Raw genomic sequence first — 17,743 nt, forward strand, 5'->3', positions numbered from 1 at the left:
ACGTCTCCTCATTGTCGAACCTGAATGATCGTCTTGCCGGGCGTGCGACGGTGGCGGGCGAACGCGGAGGGCGTCTCGGACAGCGGTCGCACGGCGCCGACGATGGGCTTGAGCCGTCCGCTCCGGAGTCGCTCGGCGAGGTCGCTCAGTCGGGCACGTTCAGGTTCGACGACGAAGAAGATGGCTCGCCCGTCCTTCGGCTGCGTGGTCGGCGGCATGGCGATGGTGACGACGGTGCCGCCCCGGCGTACCAGTTCGGTCGACAGTTCGAGGATGTCGCCGCCGATGACGTCGAACACCACGTCCACCTCGCCGACCTGCCGCAGGTCGTCGGCGTCCAGGTCGACGAAGGTCTGTGCGCCGAGGGTGAGCGCGACGTCGCGGTCGTCGGCCCGGCCGGTGCCGATCACGTGGGCGCCCACCTCCCGGGCGAGTTGGACGGCGATCGAACCGACGCCGCCCGCGGCGCCGTGAATGAGGACGGTCTGGCCGGTCGTGAGGTGGGCGTGGTCGAACAGCCCCTGCCACGCGGTCAGTCCGGAGATGGGCAGCGCGGCCGCCACGGTGTGATCGATGTCGGCCGCGAGGGGGGCGAGGTTGCGAGCCTCCACCGCGGTGTACTCGGCCAGGGAGCCGTTGCGTGCCCAGTCGGTCAGCCCGAACACCCGCTGGCCCACGGTGAGGCCGGTGGTTCCGTAGCCGAGTTCGACCACAACTCCGGACAGTTCGTGCCCGGGGATGCTGGGTGTCCGGTCCCGGCCGCCGCGATCGGACCACGTTGCCGGCCAGTCGAGTTCCCCGGGAGTGAAGCCTGCGGCATGGACGCGCACGATGACGTCGTTCTCCGCGGCGTGTGGGTACGGCATGTCGGTCAGGGTGAGCCCGCCGACACCCGCGTTACGGTCGCTTACGGTAATCGCTCGCATGCTCGAAGCCTCTCAGGAAAGTGCGTCGGCTGGCCGTTGTTGTAGCGGCCCGCCTCCGATCAGCTCGGCCAGGGTGATCCGACGATGCGCTCGACCGTCGTCACGCGCCGCAGGCCGGGGAAGAAGTGTTCGAGCACGTCGGAGTTCACGGTGCCGTTCGTGGTTTCCGGGCGGTCCTTCAGCCCGGCGACGTTGGCTCGCAGAAACTCGTTCTTGAAGTCCCCTCGTGGATGGCTGGCGAGAATCTCGGCGAGCTGATCGTGCTCCAGTCCGTCCAGGCCGAGGCCGAGCACGTCGGTCAGGACACCGAGGTACGTGGTCGCGATCTCGGGGCCCATCCGGTCGGGGATGCCGGGCGTCGTGTGCAGTGCGATCGCGGTCCAGACGGTCTCGACGGACGCCGTCGAGAAACCCCGGCCCAGGAGGAACTTGCGCGCGTGGTCGGCACCATCAATCTCGAAACGCTGCTGAACGTCCGAGAAGGGAGTAAGAAGGCCGCTGTCGTGAAACATGGCCGCCAGGTAGAGCAGTTCCGGGTCCGGTTTCACGCCAAGCTTGCCCGCGTGAATCAGGCCGAAGAAAAAGACCCTGCGGGAGTGGTGGTAGATGAGCGGCAGGGTGGTTTCCCGGATGTGCCTGGTCGCTTCGGCGACCGCCGCTGTCTCAGGAATCTCCAGCCCCGCGATGACCTCGGGCATGTGCTTTCACCTTCCGGAAAATGTGCGACCGTTTCTGCGACCTCCATGCTGCCCACCTGTCGTCGTCTGCTGCCGCCTTCGTCCGGCCAGGAATCCCTCATATCCGGACAGGGTGAAACCGTCATCGTGAGGTGAGCAACCGCCGGCGGGGTTCCCCGCCTTCTCCGGTAATGGCGTGCTACCAATAAACGGTGGTGAACGCCGGCACCCATCGCGTCGCGATCTTCGTCTACGACGGGGTGACGCTGCTGGACATCGCCGGTCCGGCCGAGGTGTTCAAGGAGGCCAACCGGTTCGGCGCCAACTACCAGCTCGTGCTGCTGTCGCCGACCGGCGCGGACGTCACCTCGAATCTCGGGGTCCGGATGGCGGTCGACGGCGCCGCCTCCGGCGAGCGGCCCTTCGACACGTTGCTGGTGGCCGGCTCCGACCACTATCCGCGCAACCAGGTCCCCGCCGACCTGGCGGACGCCGCACGGATACCGGCGGCTGTGGCGGGCAGGGTCGCGTCGGTCTGCACCGGGGCGTTCGTCCTCGCCGCCGCCGGCGTTCTCGACGGCAAGCGCGCGACCACGCACTGGCAGGTCGCACACGAGCTCGCCGCTCGGTATCCGACGTGCCGTGTCGAGGCCGACGCGATCTACGTTCGCGACGGCACCACGTACACCTCGGCAGGGGTGACGGCCGGTATCGACCTCGCGCTCGCTCTCGTCGAAGAGGACCACGGGCCCAACCTGACGCGCGACGTCGCACGTGCCCTGGTGGTGTACATGCAGCGTGCGGGCGGCCAGTCCCAGTTCTCGGCACCGCTGAAAGGGCCGCCGCCCCGCTCGCCGGCTCTGCGGAGGATCACCGACGCCGTGACGGCGGACCCCCGCGGGGACCACTCGCTCAGCGGACTCGCGAAGCACCTCAACGTGAGCACCCGGCAGCTCACCCGGCTCTTCCACGACGAGTTGTCCACGACACCGGCCCGCTTCGTGGAGAGCATCCGATTCGACCTGGCCAGAGCCCTGCTCGACCAGGGTCACACCGCCACGCAGGCCGCGACCCTCGCCGGGTTTCCCAGCTACGAGAGCCTGCGGCGGGTCTTCGCCCGGAAGCTGTCGATCAGCCCCGCCGCCTACCAACGCCGGTTCAGTACGACCCGTCGCACCCACGCGGGTTAGTGCCCTGATGCGCCGTCCGGCCCCTCATCCGAAGCGGTCAGCCAACTTCGTGAGCTTGGCGACGTACGCCGGCCAGTCGTAGTCGTCGGGGATGCTCGTGCTCTCCCGCCGCAGGCCGATCGCCGTGTCGTGCTGCTCGCGCATGATGTTTCGCGGTGCGGGGCATTCTGGCTTCGCGTTCGCTCAGTCCGTCGAGCTTCCAGACCAGGTCCTCGCGAGTGCCCTGAGGTAGCGGTGTAGCGCAACTTTCGCATCGCTCAGGTCATCCATGCCCGCCAGTCTTCCCTATCCGCGCCGAGCCGTCGTGTGAGCTGTCGCTGCCCGGCGTGGGCGGGGGCACTATCGTTCTGGCGTGCACATCCGTTTTGACGTCCCCGCCGATCCCGCCTACCCAGGCCGCGTGGCTGCTGTGCTCGGCAGCGTTCGGCTGCGCAGGTACGGCTACATCGGCGCGGCGCTGGCAGCGGTCGGGGCGATCGGTTTCCTCGTCTCGCGGGCGTTCACGTGGGGCGAGCGGGCCTCGTCGCTGTGGATGGCGATGATCGTGGGTGGCCTGCTGTCGATGCTGTACCTCCCGTGGGTGCGGTTGCGTGCCCGGCGCCGCTCCAGCCGCTACGCCGTCGAGGGCGCCTACGACATCACCGATGACAACATCATGATGCGCAGCGGCTCGGAGTCCGGCGGCATCGCCTGGGACGGGGTCGCCCAGGTGCGGGACACCCCTGACTTCTGGATCGTGTACGTCGGTCGGATGCCGGCGACCGTGATCCCGCGCTGGTTGATGACCGCCGAGGACGCCGAGACGTTGCGAGCCCATATGGCCGGACGCGGGCTGCTCCGACACCGGTGAACCCGGCCCACCCGTTGCAGACCGCCGGGCCCGTCAGGCCCTGATCCGCTCGGCGACCCGTACGGCGAGGGCCCTGAGTTGCTCCGCGGAGAGCGGGGGCTCCGGCTGCGCGGCGACGGCCTGCTCGTCGACCCCCACCATGTTGCTGACACTCGCGTTGAACACCCGGTTGCCGGGCAGTTGGATCGTGACGATGTGCTGCACACTCCCGTCCCGCTTCCCGGTCAGCGTCTCGGCCTTCGTCCGGAGACCGCCGGGGGTGGTCCCCTCCACGCAGACGCGCTGGTACCGCTGGTCACCGGGGTAGCCCGCCGGCAGCTCGCACGGCCAGTGGTATCCGGCGGGCTCGTTGGGCCCGATGACGTCCGGGGAGATCGACACGCCCAGCGGGCCCCTGCGTCCCCGGTACGACACGCCGGATCCGCCGCTGACCATGTCGTCCCGGCCGTGGTGGGTGAACACCGGCGGCCGCCCGTCCGGCGTGCGGGCCTCGCCGACGTGGTCGGGGATCCAGAACCACGTCGACCCGGCCGCCACCTCACGCAGCGCGGCGTCGAACTCCGCGCTGAGGCGACTCGCGCTGGCCTCGGCGCTCTCGTCGGTGTCGAAGACCAGGCGGAACCCGGGGTCCGCGGCGGTGGGGGTGGGCGCGGCCAGCGGCGGGCCCGGAGCCGGGCCAGGCTCCTGATCGTGTACGGCGACACCGACGCCGACCAGCAACGCCAGGAGCGCGGCCACCGGGCCCCCGATCAGTCGGACGCTGCCCGCGCGCCGTTCGCGCCGGACGATGCCCTCCACATCCACCTGGGGTGGCGGCGGCGTCCCGATCAACTCGTCGAACAACTGGTGACCCATCTGCTGCCTCTTCCTCACGACTGGCCGGTGATGACGGTGCGCAGGTTCGCCAGCCCGCGTGCCGACTGACTCTTGACGGTGCCGGTGGAGACGCCGAGGATCCGCGCGGTCTCCTCGACCGAACAGTCCAGGTAGTAGCGCAGCACCAGCACCGCCCGCTGCTTCGGGGCGAGGGACCGCAGCAACGCGGCGAGCCCTGCACGGTCGGTGACCGTTTCCGGGACCGCCGCGGCCACGTCCGGCAGCGTCGCGCTCGCCTGTTCCCGCCGCTTCCAGGGGCGGCGTCGTTCGTCGAGCCAGGCGCGGGTCAGGACCCGCTGGGCGTACGCGTCGCGGTTGTCCGCCTGACCCGCTCTGCGCCAGTTCCGGTAGAGCTTCGCCACCGTGGCCGACACGACGTCGTCGGCGGTGTGCCAGTCCTGGCAGAGCAGGAACGCACTGCGTCGCCAGCGATCCATCCGGCAGGCGACGAAGTCGTGGAAGTCGTCCTCGTCGGCCCGCCTCACCCGGGTCTTTCCTCTCCACCGACAAGCGTGGATCTGTTCTCGTTCACTGCGCTGACTGTCACGGCCGTACGACGCGGGCGTCGCGCCGCGGGGTTGCACCGTCCGATCAGTCTTTCCGCCCCGCCTGCCGGAGATCTCGTCCGGGCAGGACGCGGCTACCTCAGGGGGCGGAAGTAGTGCCGGACCGCGTAGCGGTAGACATCCGCACCGAGCGTCGCCCCCTCGACGTCGGCGGTGCGGAAGTGGACGCCGCCCCAGACGCGCGCGCCGATGAGCTCGTCGAGCGCTTGCGAGAAGCTGGTGAATCGCCGTGTCGTGCCGGAGTCGACGCTGGACCCACTGAATGCGATGTCGTCCCGGCCGAAGAAGTACCGGTACAACGACATCCGCGCACCGGTGCCGCAGGCGTGGCCGGAGGGGTACTCGGGGAAGGGGGGCGTGCCGAGCAACGACTGCCAGCCCGGGTCGGCCGCCGTCCTCGGGTTACCGTCCGTGTCGGCCAGGTGGATCGCCGTGACCGGACGCCAGTAGCTCCAGAGGTCCTTCTGGCTGAAGCACGCCACTCCCGAGTCGGCCACGATGAGGTCGGTCATCGCGAAGAAGCGGGCGGTCTGCAGGGCGTCCAGCCGTTGGGTGGCGGCGAGCTGTCGCTTGATCTCCCAGGAGGCGGATCGCCGGTCGTGCCACCAGATGGCGGCCTCCGTCTGGTCCGGGGTGCGCGCCGTGCTCGTCGCCGAGCCGACCTCCTTCACCTCGTTCAGGTCACGGGTGTACGCCTGGCTGGTGAGCCGTGGCGGCTCGGGGGAGCCGAACATCGACACCCGGGGCAGGAGGAACGGCCGCATGTGCCCGGTCCAGGCTCCCTGGGACAGGAACAGCGGCGGCGTGGGTCGCCACTGGCCGGGCGCTGTCCCGTTCCGCCACTGCTGGTCCCCGAACGCGCCGTCGTCCTGCCGGGCGGTGACCATCGCGGCTGCGGCTCGTGCCCCGACCCGAACGCCGCCCTGCTTCGAGCGCCCGTCGGGGATCGCGGCGAGAGCTGCGTCGTACTGAGCCCGGAGCCGCTCCTGCTGAGCGGGGAAGAGGGCGGCGAGCACGTCGTGGGCGGCGGCGGCGACGGCGGCGTCCGCCGACTCGGTCCCGCGTGACGGCGGTGCGACGAGGTACGGCTGGTACGGGGTGCCGGCGATCGCGTTCAGCGCGTCGTAGACCGCTCCGCTCACCATTGCGAAGCTGCGTACCTGCTCGTTCGGTTGCTGAGCTGCGACGTCCCAGATCGCCGTCTGGGCGTTGAGGTCCCAGGTGACCACCGGATTGGCCGAGCCGGTGATCGCGGCGGCGGGCGCTGGCCCGGTCATCGTGGTGGCGACCAGCGAGCCGAGCGCGATGGCTGCGGGAATCATGCGTGACCAGATCGCACGGCGGGTGTGGATGCGGCTCGTCATGATCTCCCCGTCGGTAGGTTCGATGCGTTCTGTCGAATGCACACGGCACACGAAGCGGAATCGATGACGCTCGATCGTAGCATCGTCGAGCTGATGACCGGGTGCCACGCGGGCCTCAGTGCACGAGTTGCCCCAGTCGGAGCTGACCTGGCTGGACAACGTCGGCATAGGTCCCGAAGCAGGCCGCACGGCCCAGCCCCGCCACGGGGACGCGGTAGTGCCGGGCCAGGGTGCTCAGCACCGAGCGGTCAGCCGGCAACTCGGCCTGGGCCAGCCCGGGAATGGCGCACCTGGGCGTGGGCAGGACGACCCGGAGCACGACATCGCCCAGGCGTAGTTCCTGCCCGGGTTCGGGGTCACGCGGCGCGTCGATGACGAGGTTCGGGCGAAACCGCTCCGCGGCCACACGGACACCTCCCATCCGCTCGCCCAGCAGGGACAACGCGCCAGTGGTCACGATGTGGACGGCGCCGAAGTCGACGAACCGGCCGACCCGCCCCGCACCCGCGATCGCCGTGATGGTTTCCTGGCCAGGCCGGGCAGCGTCCATCCAGTCCGGCACCATGCCGGCGTCATCAGGCAGCGTGCGGTGCAGCCTCGCGTCAGGCGGCAGGTCCCGGCTCAGACGCACCGGGCGGCCCAGGTGCTTGCTGAGTGCGACATCCGCCGCGTCGCTTCCGGCTCGCACCGACGTCCCGTCGACGTGCAGCGTCACCATGGTCTCCGGGCCGTTGTCGCGCATCGTCGTACCGACATCGAGCAGGCGGCCCCACCGTCGTGGCTGTTTGGCGCTGCCGACCGTCCCGTCCAGGGGATCGATACAAGCCCACGTCCGATCGCCGCGCAGGCCGGTCCACTCGACATCGGCGGCCTTGAGCGCTTCACCCCGGGCGCTCTTGAGCGGGTAACGCCAGAGCGCGACAACCGTCCACATGACGAGCATGCTGCCTTACCGCCGGCTCCCCGTGGAGGTCGACATGGTGACCCGGGGTGCGGCCCGTTGGAGAATGCCCTGCGTGGCGAACACCGACGCACGACGGCGCTGGCGGGAACAGCAGTTCGCGGAGCAGCGTGGACGGCTCCATCCGGATGTCGCCCAGGGCGACCTTGAGGGGTTCGCGTTGGTGCGCCCGGACGGGTCCCTGACGGCTGAGGTCGTCCACGTGCAATGGATGGACAGCCACCCGGCAGGTCCCGACACGCACGTGATGGTCTCGTTCGCAGACGGGCGGAACGTGGAGTTCGCATTCGATGTCCCGGTCGTGAAGGTCCGAGCGCCCGACCTGCAGTTGGTGAGCAGAGACGACGTGCGTCGGGCAGCGCCGTCCGGGTGGGGAGTCGACGCCGAGCGCTGGGACGAAGGCTGACTCGCCCCTTGACGTATATCCGTCACGGATATAGTGTCGGTTCATGGCGAGCACCAGAGATGGCGGACCCCTCACCCCTGCGGTGCTGCACATCCTGCTCGTGCTCTCGACTCAGGACCGCCATGGCTACGGGATCATGAAACAGGTCGAGTCCGACTCCCGGGGAAAAGTCAAGATGGGGCCAGGAACGCTCTATGGCTCGATCCGCCGGATGACCGAGGCGGGCTTGATCCGCGAGAGCGACAAGAAGATCGACCCGAACCTGGACGATGAGCGCCGCGTCTACTACGGCATCACCGCGCTCGGTCAACAGACCCTCGCGGCGGAGTTGCAGCGATACCGCCAGGTCGTCGCGGTCGCCCATGAGCGATCCCTCATCCCCAAGGCAATGGGCATCTGACCATGGACGCACAGACACGATATCGGCGCTGGTACCGGAGGCTGCTCGGTCTCTATCCAAGGCCGTACCGCGAACGCTTTGCCGACAGCATGGAGCAGACGTTCACCGACCTCTGCCGTGAACGGACCGCGACCGAGGGCCGTGGGCAGGGTGCCTTCATCCTCTGGATCTTCACCGAAACGTTCGCGGGCATCATCCGGGAGCGCGCGACGGACCTTGCGAGGTTGACCATGGTCAGGAACGCCACAAACGTCTTCAGGATCGTCAAGTACCTCGCGCTGGCCACCGGTGGGTTGATGGTGGCGGCAACCGCCACGGTCATGGTGCTGGCCCGCGGCACCGGCGAAGACATCACGGGTGTCGTCGCGCCGGCGTTGCTGCTCACGCTCCTCTCGGCGGTGGCCGCCGTCGTCGCGGCCATCCTGCAGGGCACGAGCGATCGCCGCCGGCCACCGGGGAGTTCACCAGCCTGGAAGTAACCGTGCCGGGATGCCTGGGCAGGTAAGCCCTATTTGAGCGAGCACGCCGGAGGCCGCCATGAGTTGGGATGTTCTTATCTTCCACGCCCCGGCCGACGCCGGGTCGGTCGACCAGATGCCGGAGGACTTCGATCCGCCGCCGTTGGGCACCGGGCCGGACGTCCGGCGGCGGTTGAGGGACAACCTCCAGGACCTCGACCTCTCGGATCCCGAGTGGGGGCACCTGGTCGGCCCGACGTGGCACATCGAGCTCAACATCGGGTCGCACGACCCCGTTGATTCGATCATGTTGTACGTGCGGGGAGGCGGCGACGACGTTCTGGCCGTTGTCGCGCGGATCGTCGCCTCGGTTGGTGGTCGCGCTCTCGACGTCTCGACCGGCGAGTTCCTGACCGGCGAGCCCACTCAGACCGTTGGCTGGCACGGCTTCCAGCAGTACCGGGACCAGATTCTGCGCGGCAGCTGACTCCTGCGGGTCCGGCTCGCGTCGCGCCCGGGCGGCCGGTGCGGGTTGGCTCAGCGCGTCGTGTTCAGGTAGCGCAGCACGGCGAGCACTCGCCGGTGGTCGGTTCGTGCCTGGGGCAGGTCCAGCTTGGTGAAGATGGCTGTCACGTGCTTCTCCACGCTGCGCGGGGCGAGGTGGAGCGACTCGCAGATGGCGGCGTTGGACCGGCCCTCGGCCAGCATCCCCAGGACCTCACGTTCCCGCTCGCTGAGGCGGGCGACGCCCGCGTCCACCGCCGGCGCCGCCAGCAACTGCCGCACCACCTCCGGGTCCAGTGCTGTCCCGCCGGCGGCCACCCTTCGCAGCGCGTCGACGAAGTCGTCGGTGCTGACAATGCGGTCCTTCAACAGGTACCCGACCCGCCCGGGGTGCTCGGCGATCAGTTGCCGCGCGTACCGGGTCTCCACCCACTGTGAAAAGACCAGGACGCCGGTGTCCGGGTGTTCCGCCCGGATCGCCAGTGCCGCCCGCAGGCCTTCGTCCGTGAAGGTGGGTGGCATCCGCACGTCGACCACCGCCGCGTCCGGCCGGTGCTCGCCGACCGCCGCCCGCAGGTCGTCACCATTGTCCACCGTCGACACGACAGTGATTCCGTGATCGGTCAACAGCAACCTGATCCCGTCGCGCAGCAACGGGTTGTCCTCGGCGATCACTACTCGCACGGCATCTCCACGGTGATGGTCGTCGGCCCACCGGACGGGCTGTCCACCCGCAGCGCGCCGTCCAGCGACTCGGCCCGCCGGACCAGCCCGGCCAGACCCGTACCCGTGCTTCCGGGTTTCGCCCCGCCGCGCCCGTCGTCGGTGACGGTCAGGCGCAGTGCGCCACCCAGCGCGCGAAGGTCCAGCCGGATCCGGCTGGCCCCGGCGTGCTTCGCCACGTTGGTGAGCAGTTCAGCGGCGCTGAAATAGAGCGCCGACTCCATTTCGGGCGATGGCCGCAGGGGCAGGTCCACGTGTACGTCGACGGGTACCGCGCTGCGTGCGGCCAGGGTCTCGATCGCGGTGCTCAGGCCGGCGTCCAGCGCGGGTGGGTGAATGCCCCGCACGATGTCCCGCAGCTCGGTCAGCGCCTCCACCACCGTGCCTCGGGCCTGTGCCACCATCGCCCGCAGCTCCGGCTCGCCGGCGCGCCGCTCGATGCGCGACAGCGCCACGCCCAGCGCGACCAGCCGGGCCTGCGTACCGTCGTGCAGGTCGCGCTCCACCCGCCGCAGCAGCGCGGCCGCGTCCGCCCGCAGCGCGGCCCGGTTGGCCTCCAGCGCCGCTATCCGGGCTCGTTCCGGGCCCGGCTCCAGCAGGGCCCCCACCAACCCTCGGTCCAGCCACACGATGAGCCGGAAGTACCACGGAAACACCAGCAGCGCGGCCAACCCCTGCACGGCCAGACCCCAGGGACCGCCCCAGGGGGGATCCTGTGGGAACCGGTGCATCCACACGGGATAGGTGATCCCCAGCAGCCCTCCGGCGATGAGGACCCCACCGAGGTACGCGGCCGCGGCCATCAGCGGCAGTCGGGCGAAGCAGTACGCGAGGGCCTTCCAACCGCTGACATCCGTCAGCACCGCGCGGGCCCAGCGCACCGGGCCCGGTCCGCGGCGGCGTACCGGCGGTGGGTTCGGCCAACTCCAGCCGAGGAACAGCCGGGCCGGCCCACGGAAGTACCGTACGGTCAGCCGGGCCAGCACCAGCACACCGGTCAGCAGCGGCAGCCCGATCGTCAGCAGCGACAGCGCGGAGAACACCAGCCCCAGCAGTGCGATCGCGAACGTCGGCACGGCCAACACGGTGCCGGTGACCGCGTACCCGACCTCTCTCCAGGTGCGGGCGGCCACCGGCGCGCGCAGGACGGTGCCGACGACCGATCTCACGGGTCCACCGCCAGCGACTCCACGGCCGGGCGGCGCATTGCGACCAGCGCCGGCACCACGGTGCCCAGCAGGACCAGACCGATCACCGTGGCCAGGCCGACGGTCAGCTGCCCGGTTGGCAGGTACGGCTTCCACGTACCCAGCATGCCGTGCAGCATCGGCACCACGGTGACCATTGCGACCACCGTACCCACCGCCAGAGCGGTCACGGTCACCATCAGGGCTTCGCAGACGACCACGGCCAGCGCCCGCACCCTGCTCGCGCCGACCAGCCGGGTCACCGCAAGCTCCCGGCGCCGGGCCAGCAACACGGTCACCAGCGTGTTCACCGCAGCGACCGCAGCGAAGGTGACGTAGACGGCGGTCCCGGAATACTCCGTCCACACCTCTGCCGGTGACTCGGGCGCGCCGTGCACATGCACGGACGTGGTGTGCGTGACCACCTTCACCATGGCGAACGCGATCGCGAGGACCAGTGGTACCAGGGCGCCGGACAGCGCCTTGGACCGCACCGCGAGGTTGTCCGCAGCCAGCGCCCCGGTGCCCCCGAACAGTCGCGCCAGCGGGGCGACCAGCCGCAGCAGGACCGGACCGAGGAAACCGGCTCCAACGCACATCGCCAGCATCGTGAAGAAGCTCGACCCGTCAGCCTTCGCCGGGTCGCCGTTCGCGATCCGGATCGACAGCAGTACGCCGCCAGTCACGAGTACGACCCCGATCACGGTACGCACAAAGCTGAGCTGTCGCCGCGGGACGGCCGTCTCGGTCAGCGCGGCGGCGGGGCGTACTCGTGCGGGGCGCATCGCGGCGACCAGCGCACCGACCAGCGACGCCCCGACGGTGATGCCCAACGCGGCGGGCAGCGCCGCGGCCGAAGGGTGGAAGGTCACGCCGGGTGGGATCACCCCGTGCCCGGTGAGCCCCGCCAACCAGGCGCGGGCGAGCAGGGCACCGAGCGGCACCCCCAGCAGGGCCGCCGGCACCGCCACCACTGCGGCCTGGGCCGCCACCGCGCGGCGCACCCGCCCGGGAGTGGCACCGACCGCCCGCACCAGCGCGATGTCCCGGCCCTGCCGGGCGATCGACGACGTCATGGTCAACCCGACGATCAACGCGGTCAGGTACACCGACATCACCACGAACAGCGCGGCCATCTCGGGGAGGCTGCTCTCGGTCAGCGCCTGCCGGGCGGCCGGGTCCAACCGCGCGCCGGACATTGAGGAACTGGCGCCGAGCGCTCCGGACGCCAGCGCGGCGGCCAGGCACTGCGTGACGAACGGGCCAGCGAACGCCCACGGCTGCTTGCGCAGCGCCTGCCTGGTCAGCCCCGCGTTCACCGGGCCACCACCGGGTCACTCACGGTGGCGGCCAACCGCTCCGCGATGGTCGTCGGATCGGGCGTCGGGCCGTCCGCCACCACCTCGCCGTCGCGCAACAGGATGAGCCGGTCGCTCCAGGCCGCTGCCATCGGGTCGTGGGTCACCATCACCACCGTCACCCGGGAGCGGTCCACCCCGCTTCGAAACAACCGCAGGACCTGCCCACCGGTAGCCGGATCCAACGCCCCGGTCGGCTCATCCGCGAACACCACGGCGGGACGGCCGGCCAGCGCACGGGCAATGGCGACCCGCTGGCGCTGGCCACCGGACAACTCGCCGACCGGCCGACCAGCCAGCCCGGACAGCCCGACCTCGGCCAGCACCTCGTCGAGCGGGCGCGGGCGCGGACCGCCCAGCCGACGGGGCAGCAGCACGTTCTGCCGCACCGTTAGTTCCGACAAGAGGTTGTACGACTGGAAGACGAACCCCACCCGGTCGCGGCGCAGCCGGGTCAGCGCACCTTCGCGCATCCGCGTGACATCCTGGCCGACCAGCCGGACCCGGCCCGACGTCGGCCGATCCAGCCCGGCCGCACACTGCAGCAAGGTGCTCTTGCCCGACCCGGTCGCGCCCATCACCGCCACGAACGTGCCGGCCGACACCACGAGTGAGACGCTGCGAAGAGCGGCGACCGGCCGGCGGCGCGAGCCGTAGATGCGGGTCACCCCGTCAAGTTCCACCACGTTGTCCATGCGTTCCAGCCTCGGCGCCGGCGGCGATACGGACATCCGGGTGGCCCGAACGGTAGAGGTGCGGTTATCCGTACCGCCCCGACCCGGCAGCCGCGCCGGGCGCCGGCTACCGGTCCGCAGCTTCGGTAGGTGACGCGAGACGCTCCGACGTCCGCGCCACGGTGAACCTGGTACGCCGGTGGCGGGGCCGTTCGACCTCGTCCAGCAGCGCCACGGCGAAATCCTCGCTGGAGATGGTGGAGGTGCCCGCCGAGTCGACCAGTAACTCGTCGGCACCGAGTCGGTAGGAACCGGTGCGCTCACCTGGCTGAAGGATCGCGGGAGGGCTGAGGTAGGTCCAGTCCACCTCGGTGCTCGCCCGGAACACGGCGAGTTGGTCGTTGCAGGCGAGGGCGATCGCTCGCCAGGCCGGCGGTACGTACGCCGGATCGTCGACCACCAGCCTGCCGTCCGAGCCCGGCACGGTGAGACTGCCCGCCCCGCCGACGGCGAGCAGCCGTACGCCGGTGCGGGACAGCCCGGCGAGCAGCGCCTTCGCGACGGCCGCGAGTTCGTGCTCGTACCCGGTCGCTGGGCGGGTCGCGGTGACCACGACGTCCTGGCCGGCGCTCAGCTCGACGACGCTTTCGACGTCGGCGGCGTCGCCGACGCGGCGGATCGCGGCCGGCGGCAGTTGGGTGAGCCTGCCCGGGTCCCGTACGACGGCCGTGACGTCGTGGCCACGGCTCAGGGCCTCCGCGACGATCCGACTCCCGGTGTTGCCGGCGGCCCCGAAAACGGTGATGCGCATGATTGTCAGCTCTTTTCTGCGAGTCGGGCGAGGGGTTGCTTGGTCGGGTCCAGTTGTGCGGCGGAGATGGAGACCAGGGCCAGGCCGAAGCCGAGGAGTTGGGTCGCGGTGAGGGACTGCCCGAGGACCAACCAGCCCAGGACGGCGGCGACGATGGGCGACAGCAGTGGGAGGAACGACATGGCCGTGACGGGCAGGTGCGCCAACCCGGTGAACCACAGCGTGTAGGCCAGGCCGGTCCCGACCAGGGACAGCCAGGCGTAGCCGCCCAGGGCGGGCGCGTCCAGCCTGGGCGGCAGGCCCTCGACGGCCAGGGCGAGTGGGGCGATCAGCAGCCCACCGGCGGTGAGTTGCCAGCCGGTGAAGGCCAGCACGCCGACACCGGGAGGTCGCCCCCACCGCTTGGTCAACACGGTCCCGGCGGCCATCACGGCGGTGCCGGCGAAGCCGGCCGCGAGTCCGATCGGATCGAAGCCCAGCCGGCCGCGCAGAACCATGACCGCGATCCCGACCACACCGACGAGACCCCAGCCGAGACGCCACCGGCTCGGCCGCTCTGCGAGCAGGGCCACGGCCAGCCCGGCGACGATGAGCGGTTGTGCCGCCGAGAGCGTGGCCGCGACGCCGCCCGGCAGCCGGTACGCCGCCACGAACAGGAGCACGAAGAACGCCCCGATGTTGAGCGCGCCCAGCGCGGCCGCGCGCCACCACCAGACGCCGTCGGGCAGCCGTCTGGCGAGCAGGAGAGCGATGAGCCCGGCCGGAAGCGCGCGGAGCACGCCGGAGAGGAGCGGCCGGTCAGGGGGCAGCCACTGCGTGGTGACCAGATAGGTGGTGCCCCAGGTCACGGGTGCGAGCGAGGCGAGCCCGGTGATCGCCCAGTCGCTCGTCGTAACGCGACCGGACGGGACGACGACCTCCCGGCGGGGATGGGTTTCGAGCACGGAAACCTCTCAACGTTGAACTGTTTAAGGCTGAGATAAAATCACGGCTGATATCTTGGCGTCAAACAGTTCAACGTTGAGGAGAGAGATGGCGGACAGCCTGGACCGGATCCTGGACCAGTGGCGGGTCGAGCGACCGGACCTCGACGCGAGTCCCATGGGCGTGGTCGGCCGCATCCAGCGGGCGTCGCGGCTGCTGGAACGCGGGCTGAGCGAACACTTCGCCACTCGGGGGCTACAGACCTGGGAGTTCGACCTTCTCGCCACGCTGCTGCGTTCGGGCTCCCCGTACCAGCTGACGGCGGGCGATCTCGCGGCCACCTCGATGATCACCTCGGGGGCCATCACCAACCGGATCGACCGGCTGGAGGCGCGATCCCTGGTCCGCCGCGAGACCGATCCCACGAACCGCCGTAGCGTCCTGATCACTCTGACGGATCTCGGCCGCGAAGTCGTCGACAAGGCCATGAGCGATCACGTCGCCAACGAAGCACGGCTGATCGGGGCACTGCGCCCGGACGAGCAGGAGCAACTGGCCGGACTGCTGCGGACGATGTTGACCGCGCTCGGCGACACCCCAACGGATGCGCGTCCCCGACGATCAGACCACGGCGCTCCTTGATGTTCGATCGATGCCCTGCTCGGCCGCTTTCACGGATGCCGCGTTCACGGCGCTCGGCGGACCATCTCGCTGATCCAGGTGGGCGCGAACGGCGACGTGCAGCCCGGGGACGTCGGGTAGTCCTTGAGCACCTCCAGGCGTTCGCCGATGTCGATTGCACGAGCACGGTGCTCGGCATGCTCGATCCCGATCTGAGCCAGGCAGTGGTTCATCGCCCACTGCAGGCGACCCGGGGCGTCTTTCATCTCCGTCTCGATGACGTCGAGCAGTCTTGGCAGGTCCAGGCTCTCGGGCTTCTTCGCCACCCGTTCGGTGGTCAGCGCCCAGCCAGCACTCGCCACCACGGGATCCGGATCGACGAGCCAGGCCAGCCGCAGTTCTTCGGCGTACGGGTTCTTCTTCACGACGTAGGTCACGAACCAGTCGTGCACCTTGGATGCGCGCGCCTCACGCAGCATGACGTCCAGCTCGTCACGCTCGAACGCCCTGGGGCGGCAGATCAAGATCGCCAGCAGTCTCGCCGCGGTCTCATCCGTGTCCCAGAGCCGGCATGCGAGGTCCTGCTGCGTCTTCAGCCGCTTGGCGAGTGCGCGAAGCTTGCCGAGGTTGACACCGTGATCGTCACCGTGTCGCGCGTTCACCTCGCGGATCTTCGAGTCCTCAAGGCCGGCGAGTTCGGCCATGACCTCGGCCACCATCGCGTCGGTCACCGTCGTCGCGACCACCGCAACCTCCCACCCATCACGTGTGACGTGCACCTTACCGACGGATGGGCCACCTGGGAGGTCGCGGCCGGCGGAACAGGAGGCGCTGATCCGGCCGATTAATCTGGTGGGGCCATGCCCGGCGAGGCTCGACCGCCCTCATGAAACAGGCATAGGAGAGCGTTGCATGAGTTCTGCACCCCGCGAGGTAGTCGCGCGCGTCCCCGGCTCGAAGTCGATCATGGCGAGGGCCTTGCTCATCGCGGCTCTGGCCGAGGGGACCACCCGTCTCGTGGCCCCGCTGGCCGCGGCCGACACGGTGGCTTTCGCCACGGGCCTCGACAGCCTCGGATTTCCGGTGACCCGCGAGCCCGAGGTGTGGACCGTGACCGGGGATCCGGCCGGTCCGCCCACCACGGAGGCGACGGTGTGGTGTAACGACTCGGGCACCGCGGCGCGGTTCGTTCCGGCCCTGGCAGCGTTGGGGCGCGGGCGCTATGTGATCGACGGCAGCGCGCAGATGCGGGCACGACCCATGGCGCCCCTGCTGACGGCACTTCGGGGCCTCGGTGTCCGGATCGACGCCGCCCCCGGGGACAGCCTGCCGTGGGTCGTGCACGGCGCACACGTCGCCGGCGGCACGATCGAGGTGGATGCGAGCCTCTCCAGCCAGTACCTGTCGGCACTGTGCCTGTCGGCGCCGGCGATGCGTAACGGCCTCAAGGTGCAGGCACGCAATCCCGTTTCCGCGCCGTACGTCCATCTCACGTTGGCGATGATGCGCCAGTTCGGGGTCGAGTCCAGTTGGGAGGACTCCACGATCACCATCCCGCCCGGCACCTACCGGGCTCAGGAGTATCGGATCGAGCCGGACGCGTCGACGGCGTCGTACTTCTTCGCGGCTGCCGCCGTCACGGGAAACACCGTGACGGTGCCGGGCCTCGGCCGGCGGTCGCGCCAGGGTGATCTCCGGTTCGCCACGGAGATTCTGCCGACGATGGGCTGCCGGGTCGACGTCGATGACGACAGCGTCACCGTCACCGGCCCGGCACAGCTGCGGTCACCAGGCACGGTGGCCATGCGCGACATCAGCGACACGATGATGACCCTGGCGGCCATCGCGCCGTTCGCCGATGCGCCGACCCGTATCACCGATGTGGCGAACTGTCGGGTCAAGGAGTCGGATCGCATCGACGCGATCACCACCGCGCTCACTGCCTGCGGCGTATCCACCCGCTCGGGTCCCGACTGGCTCGAGATCGACCCGGGGACTCCGACGGGAGCGCTCGTGCAGACCCGCTCGGATCACCGGATCGCGATGAGCATGAGCGTGACCGGCCTCCGTACGCCGGGAATCGAGTTCGACGAACCGTCCTGCGTCGACAAGACCTTCCCGCAGTTCCACGAGGAATTCGCCGCCCTGGCTCGCGGCTGGGACCTGCCACTCGACTCGGGACGTAGCCGCGTCTGAGGACCACCCGGTCGCGGGCACCACCCGGAACCGCAAGTGCTGCTTTACTGTGCGCCGTGTCGGAGTCGTAC

At 70.1% G+C, this 17,743-nt stretch carries 21 protein-coding genes; 8 read left to right on the forward strand and 13 right to left on the reverse strand.

Going from position 1 to position 17,743, the window contains the following annotated elements; all coding sequences use genetic code 11:
• Window positions 1–8 precede the first annotated feature (8 nt).
• The gene (locus C7C45_RS23645) at window positions 9–926 is read right to left on the reverse strand and encodes an NADP-dependent oxidoreductase (protein ID WP_110565889.1); all 918 of its coding nucleotides are present in this window, start codon (window positions 924–926) and stop codon (window positions 9–11) included.
• 59 nt (window positions 927–985) lie between these two features.
• A complete protein-coding gene (locus C7C45_RS23650) occupies window positions 986–1,624 on the reverse strand; it encodes an HD domain-containing protein (RefSeq protein WP_110565890.1) in 639 nt (212 codons plus the stop codon).
• A 191-nt stretch (window positions 1,625–1,815) separates the two neighbouring features.
• Here C7C45_RS23650 and C7C45_RS23655 point away from each other — a divergent pair, with 191 nt between their 5' ends.
• Window positions 1,816–2,793 carry a GlxA family transcriptional regulator gene (locus C7C45_RS23655; protein WP_208641274.1) on the forward strand — a complete coding sequence of 326 codons (978 nt, stop codon included), beginning with the start codon at window positions 1,816–1,818 and terminating at the stop codon, window positions 2,791–2,793.
• 352 nt (window positions 2,794–3,145) lie between these two features.
• Window positions 3,146–3,643, forward strand: a complete 498-nt coding sequence (locus tag C7C45_RS23665) for a YcxB family protein (protein ID WP_110565892.1) — start codon at window positions 3,146–3,148, stop codon at window positions 3,641–3,643.
• Window positions 3,644–3,676: 33 nt separating this feature from the next.
• On the opposite strand, the gene C7C45_RS23670 is transcribed toward C7C45_RS23665, so the two are convergent.
• The 4 genes from C7C45_RS23670 to C7C45_RS23685 all read right to left on the reverse strand — a co-directional run bounded on the left by C7C45_RS23670 (window position 3,677) and on the right by C7C45_RS23685 (window position 7,383).
• Window positions 3,677–4,498: a hypothetical protein gene (locus C7C45_RS23670; protein ID WP_110565893.1), complete on the reverse strand. Its 822-nt coding sequence runs from the start codon at window positions 4,496–4,498 to the stop codon at window positions 3,677–3,679.
• Between the two features lie 14 nt (window positions 4,499–4,512).
• The gene (locus C7C45_RS23675) at window positions 4,513–5,004 is read right to left on the reverse strand and encodes a SigE family RNA polymerase sigma factor (RefSeq protein WP_244200527.1); all 492 of its coding nucleotides are present in this window, start codon (window positions 5,002–5,004) and stop codon (window positions 4,513–4,515) included.
• A gap of 155 nt (window positions 5,005–5,159) precedes the next feature.
• Window positions 5,160–6,449 (reverse strand): vanadium-dependent haloperoxidase, encoded by a 1,290-nt coding sequence (locus C7C45_RS23680; protein ID WP_110565894.1) that lies wholly within the window; start codon window positions 6,447–6,449, stop codon window positions 5,160–5,162.
• A 115-nt stretch (window positions 6,450–6,564) separates the two neighbouring features.
• Complete coding sequence (locus tag C7C45_RS23685; protein ID WP_110565937.1) at window positions 6,565–7,383, reverse strand: MOSC domain-containing protein; 819 nt, start codon at window positions 7,381–7,383, stop codon at window positions 6,565–6,567.
• On the opposite strand from C7C45_RS23685, the gene C7C45_RS23690 reads away from it, so the two are divergent.
• The 4 genes from C7C45_RS23690 to C7C45_RS23705 all read left to right on the forward strand — a co-directional run bounded on the left by C7C45_RS23690 (window position 7,382) and on the right by C7C45_RS23705 (window position 9,161).
• On the forward strand, window positions 7,382–7,816 hold the full coding sequence (locus C7C45_RS23690; protein ID WP_110565895.1) for a hypothetical protein: 435 nt from the start codon (window positions 7,382–7,384) through the stop codon (window positions 7,814–7,816). The two genes, C7C45_RS23685 and C7C45_RS23690, sit on opposite strands and share 2 nt — an antisense overlap.
• A gap of 43 nt (window positions 7,817–7,859) precedes the next feature.
• A complete protein-coding gene (locus C7C45_RS23695; protein ID WP_110565896.1) occupies window positions 7,860–8,216 on the forward strand; it encodes a PadR family transcriptional regulator in 357 nt (118 codons plus the stop codon).
• A gap of 89 nt (window positions 8,217–8,305) precedes the next feature.
• Window positions 8,306–8,695, forward strand: coding sequence for a hypothetical protein (locus C7C45_RS23700; protein WP_110565897.1), 390 nt, complete (start codon window positions 8,306–8,308; stop codon window positions 8,693–8,695).
• A 58-nt stretch (window positions 8,696–8,753) separates the two neighbouring features.
• Entirely contained in the window at window positions 8,754–9,161 is a 408-nt protein-coding gene (locus C7C45_RS23705) for a hypothetical protein (protein WP_110565898.1), read from the forward strand.
• A gap of 50 nt (window positions 9,162–9,211) precedes the next feature.
• On the opposite strand, the gene C7C45_RS23710 is transcribed toward C7C45_RS23705, so the two are convergent.
• The 6 genes from C7C45_RS23710 to C7C45_RS23735 all read right to left on the reverse strand — a co-directional run bounded on the left by C7C45_RS23710 (window position 9,212) and on the right by C7C45_RS23735 (window position 14,875).
• Window positions 9,212–9,862, reverse strand: a complete 651-nt coding sequence (locus C7C45_RS23710) for a response regulator transcription factor (RefSeq protein ID WP_110565899.1) — start codon at window positions 9,860–9,862, stop codon at window positions 9,212–9,214.
• Window positions 9,853–11,070 carry a sensor histidine kinase gene (locus C7C45_RS23715; RefSeq protein WP_110565900.1) on the reverse strand — a complete coding sequence of 406 codons (1,218 nt, stop codon included), beginning with the start codon at window positions 11,068–11,070 and terminating at the stop codon, window positions 9,853–9,855. Before C7C45_RS23715 ends, C7C45_RS23710 begins: the two co-directional genes overlap by 10 nt.
• Window positions 11,067–12,407, reverse strand: coding sequence for an FtsX-like permease family protein (locus C7C45_RS23720; RefSeq protein WP_110565901.1), 1,341 nt, complete (start codon window positions 12,405–12,407; stop codon window positions 11,067–11,069). The genes C7C45_RS23715 and C7C45_RS23720 overlap by 4 nt, the downstream gene beginning before the upstream one ends.
• Window positions 12,404–13,141 carry an ABC transporter ATP-binding protein gene (locus C7C45_RS23725; RefSeq protein ID WP_208641275.1) on the reverse strand — a complete coding sequence of 246 codons (738 nt, stop codon included), beginning with the start codon at window positions 13,139–13,141 and terminating at the stop codon, window positions 12,404–12,406. Before C7C45_RS23725 ends, C7C45_RS23720 begins: the two co-directional genes overlap by 4 nt.
• 106 nt (window positions 13,142–13,247) lie before the next feature.
• Window positions 13,248–13,931, reverse strand: a complete 684-nt coding sequence (locus C7C45_RS23730) for an NAD(P)-dependent oxidoreductase (protein ID WP_110565903.1) — start codon at window positions 13,929–13,931, stop codon at window positions 13,248–13,250.
• A 5-nt stretch (window positions 13,932–13,936) separates the two neighbouring features.
• Window positions 13,937–14,875, reverse strand: coding sequence for an EamA family transporter (locus C7C45_RS23735; protein WP_110565904.1), 939 nt, complete (start codon window positions 14,873–14,875; stop codon window positions 13,937–13,939).
• Window positions 14,876–14,963: 88 nt separating this feature from the next.
• Here C7C45_RS23735 and C7C45_RS23740 point away from each other — a divergent pair, with 88 nt between their 5' ends.
• Window positions 14,964–15,497, forward strand: a complete 534-nt coding sequence (locus C7C45_RS23740; protein ID WP_110565905.1) for a MarR family winged helix-turn-helix transcriptional regulator — start codon at window positions 14,964–14,966, stop codon at window positions 15,495–15,497.
• 44 nt (window positions 15,498–15,541) lie between these two features.
• Here the strand turns inward: C7C45_RS23740 and C7C45_RS23745 are convergent, their stop codons facing one another.
• Window positions 15,542–16,195, reverse strand: coding sequence for a DNA alkylation repair protein (locus tag C7C45_RS23745; protein ID WP_208641276.1), 654 nt, complete (start codon window positions 16,193–16,195; stop codon window positions 15,542–15,544).
• A 193-nt stretch (window positions 16,196–16,388) separates the two neighbouring features.
• Here C7C45_RS23745 and aroA point away from each other — a divergent pair, with 193 nt between their 5' ends.
• Window positions 16,389–17,672, forward strand: coding sequence for a 3-phosphoshikimate 1-carboxyvinyltransferase (gene aroA / locus C7C45_RS23750; RefSeq protein ID WP_110565907.1), 1,284 nt, complete (start codon window positions 16,389–16,391; stop codon window positions 17,670–17,672).
• Window positions 17,673–17,743: the final 71 nt, after the last annotated feature.

It is taken from the genome of Micromonospora arborensis (genome assembly GCF_003205615.1).
In the GTDB taxonomy this organism is placed as follows: domain Bacteria; phylum Actinomycetota; class Actinomycetes; order Mycobacteriales; family Micromonosporaceae; genus Micromonospora; species Micromonospora arborensis.

Excerpts from the sequence above, each read along its gene's own strand:
- C7C45_RS23685 (WP_110565937.1), bottom strand. The coding sequence starts at position 7,383 with ATGTGGACGGTTGTCGCGCTCTGGCGTTACCCGCTCAAGAGCGCCCGG.
- C7C45_RS23705 (WP_110565898.1), top strand. The coding sequence starts at position 8,754 with ATGAGTTGGGATGTTCTTATCTTCCACGCCCCGGCCGACGCCGGGTCG.
- C7C45_RS23695 (WP_110565896.1), top strand. The coding sequence starts at position 7,860 with ATGGCGAGCACCAGAGATGGCGGACCCCTCACCCCTGCGGTGCTGCAC.
- C7C45_RS23690 (WP_110565895.1), top strand. The coding sequence starts at position 7,382 with ATGACGAGCATGCTGCCTTACCGCCGGCTCCCCGTGGAGGTCGACATG.
- C7C45_RS23740 (WP_110565905.1), top strand. The coding sequence starts at position 14,964 with ATGGCGGACAGCCTGGACCGGATCCTGGACCAGTGGCGGGTCGAGCGA.
- C7C45_RS23645 (WP_110565889.1), bottom strand. The coding sequence starts at position 926 with ATGCGAGCGATTACCGTAAGCGACCGTAACGCGGGTGTCGGCGGGCTC.
- C7C45_RS23700 (WP_110565897.1), top strand. The coding sequence starts at position 8,306 with ATGGAGCAGACGTTCACCGACCTCTGCCGTGAACGGACCGCGACCGAG.
- C7C45_RS23670 (WP_110565893.1), bottom strand. The coding sequence starts at position 4,498 with ATGGGTCACCAGTTGTTCGACGAGTTGATCGGGACGCCGCCGCCACCC.
- C7C45_RS23725 (WP_208641275.1), bottom strand. The coding sequence starts at position 13,141 with ATGGACAACGTGGTGGAACTTGACGGGGTGACCCGCATCTACGGCTCG.
- C7C45_RS23745 (WP_208641276.1), bottom strand. The coding sequence starts at position 16,195 with ATGGTGGCCGAGGTCATGGCCGAACTCGCCGGCCTTGAGGACTCGAAG.
- C7C45_RS23680 (WP_110565894.1), bottom strand. The coding sequence starts at position 6,449 with ATGACGAGCCGCATCCACACCCGCCGTGCGATCTGGTCACGCATGATT.
- C7C45_RS23650 (WP_110565890.1), bottom strand. The coding sequence starts at position 1,624 with ATGCCCGAGGTCATCGCGGGGCTGGAGATTCCTGAGACAGCGGCGGTC.
- aroA (WP_110565907.1), top strand. The coding sequence starts at position 16,389 with ATGAGTTCTGCACCCCGCGAGGTAGTCGCGCGCGTCCCCGGCTCGAAG.
- C7C45_RS23730 (WP_110565903.1), bottom strand. The coding sequence starts at position 13,931 with ATGCGCATCACCGTTTTCGGGGCCGCCGGCAACACCGGGAGTCGGATC.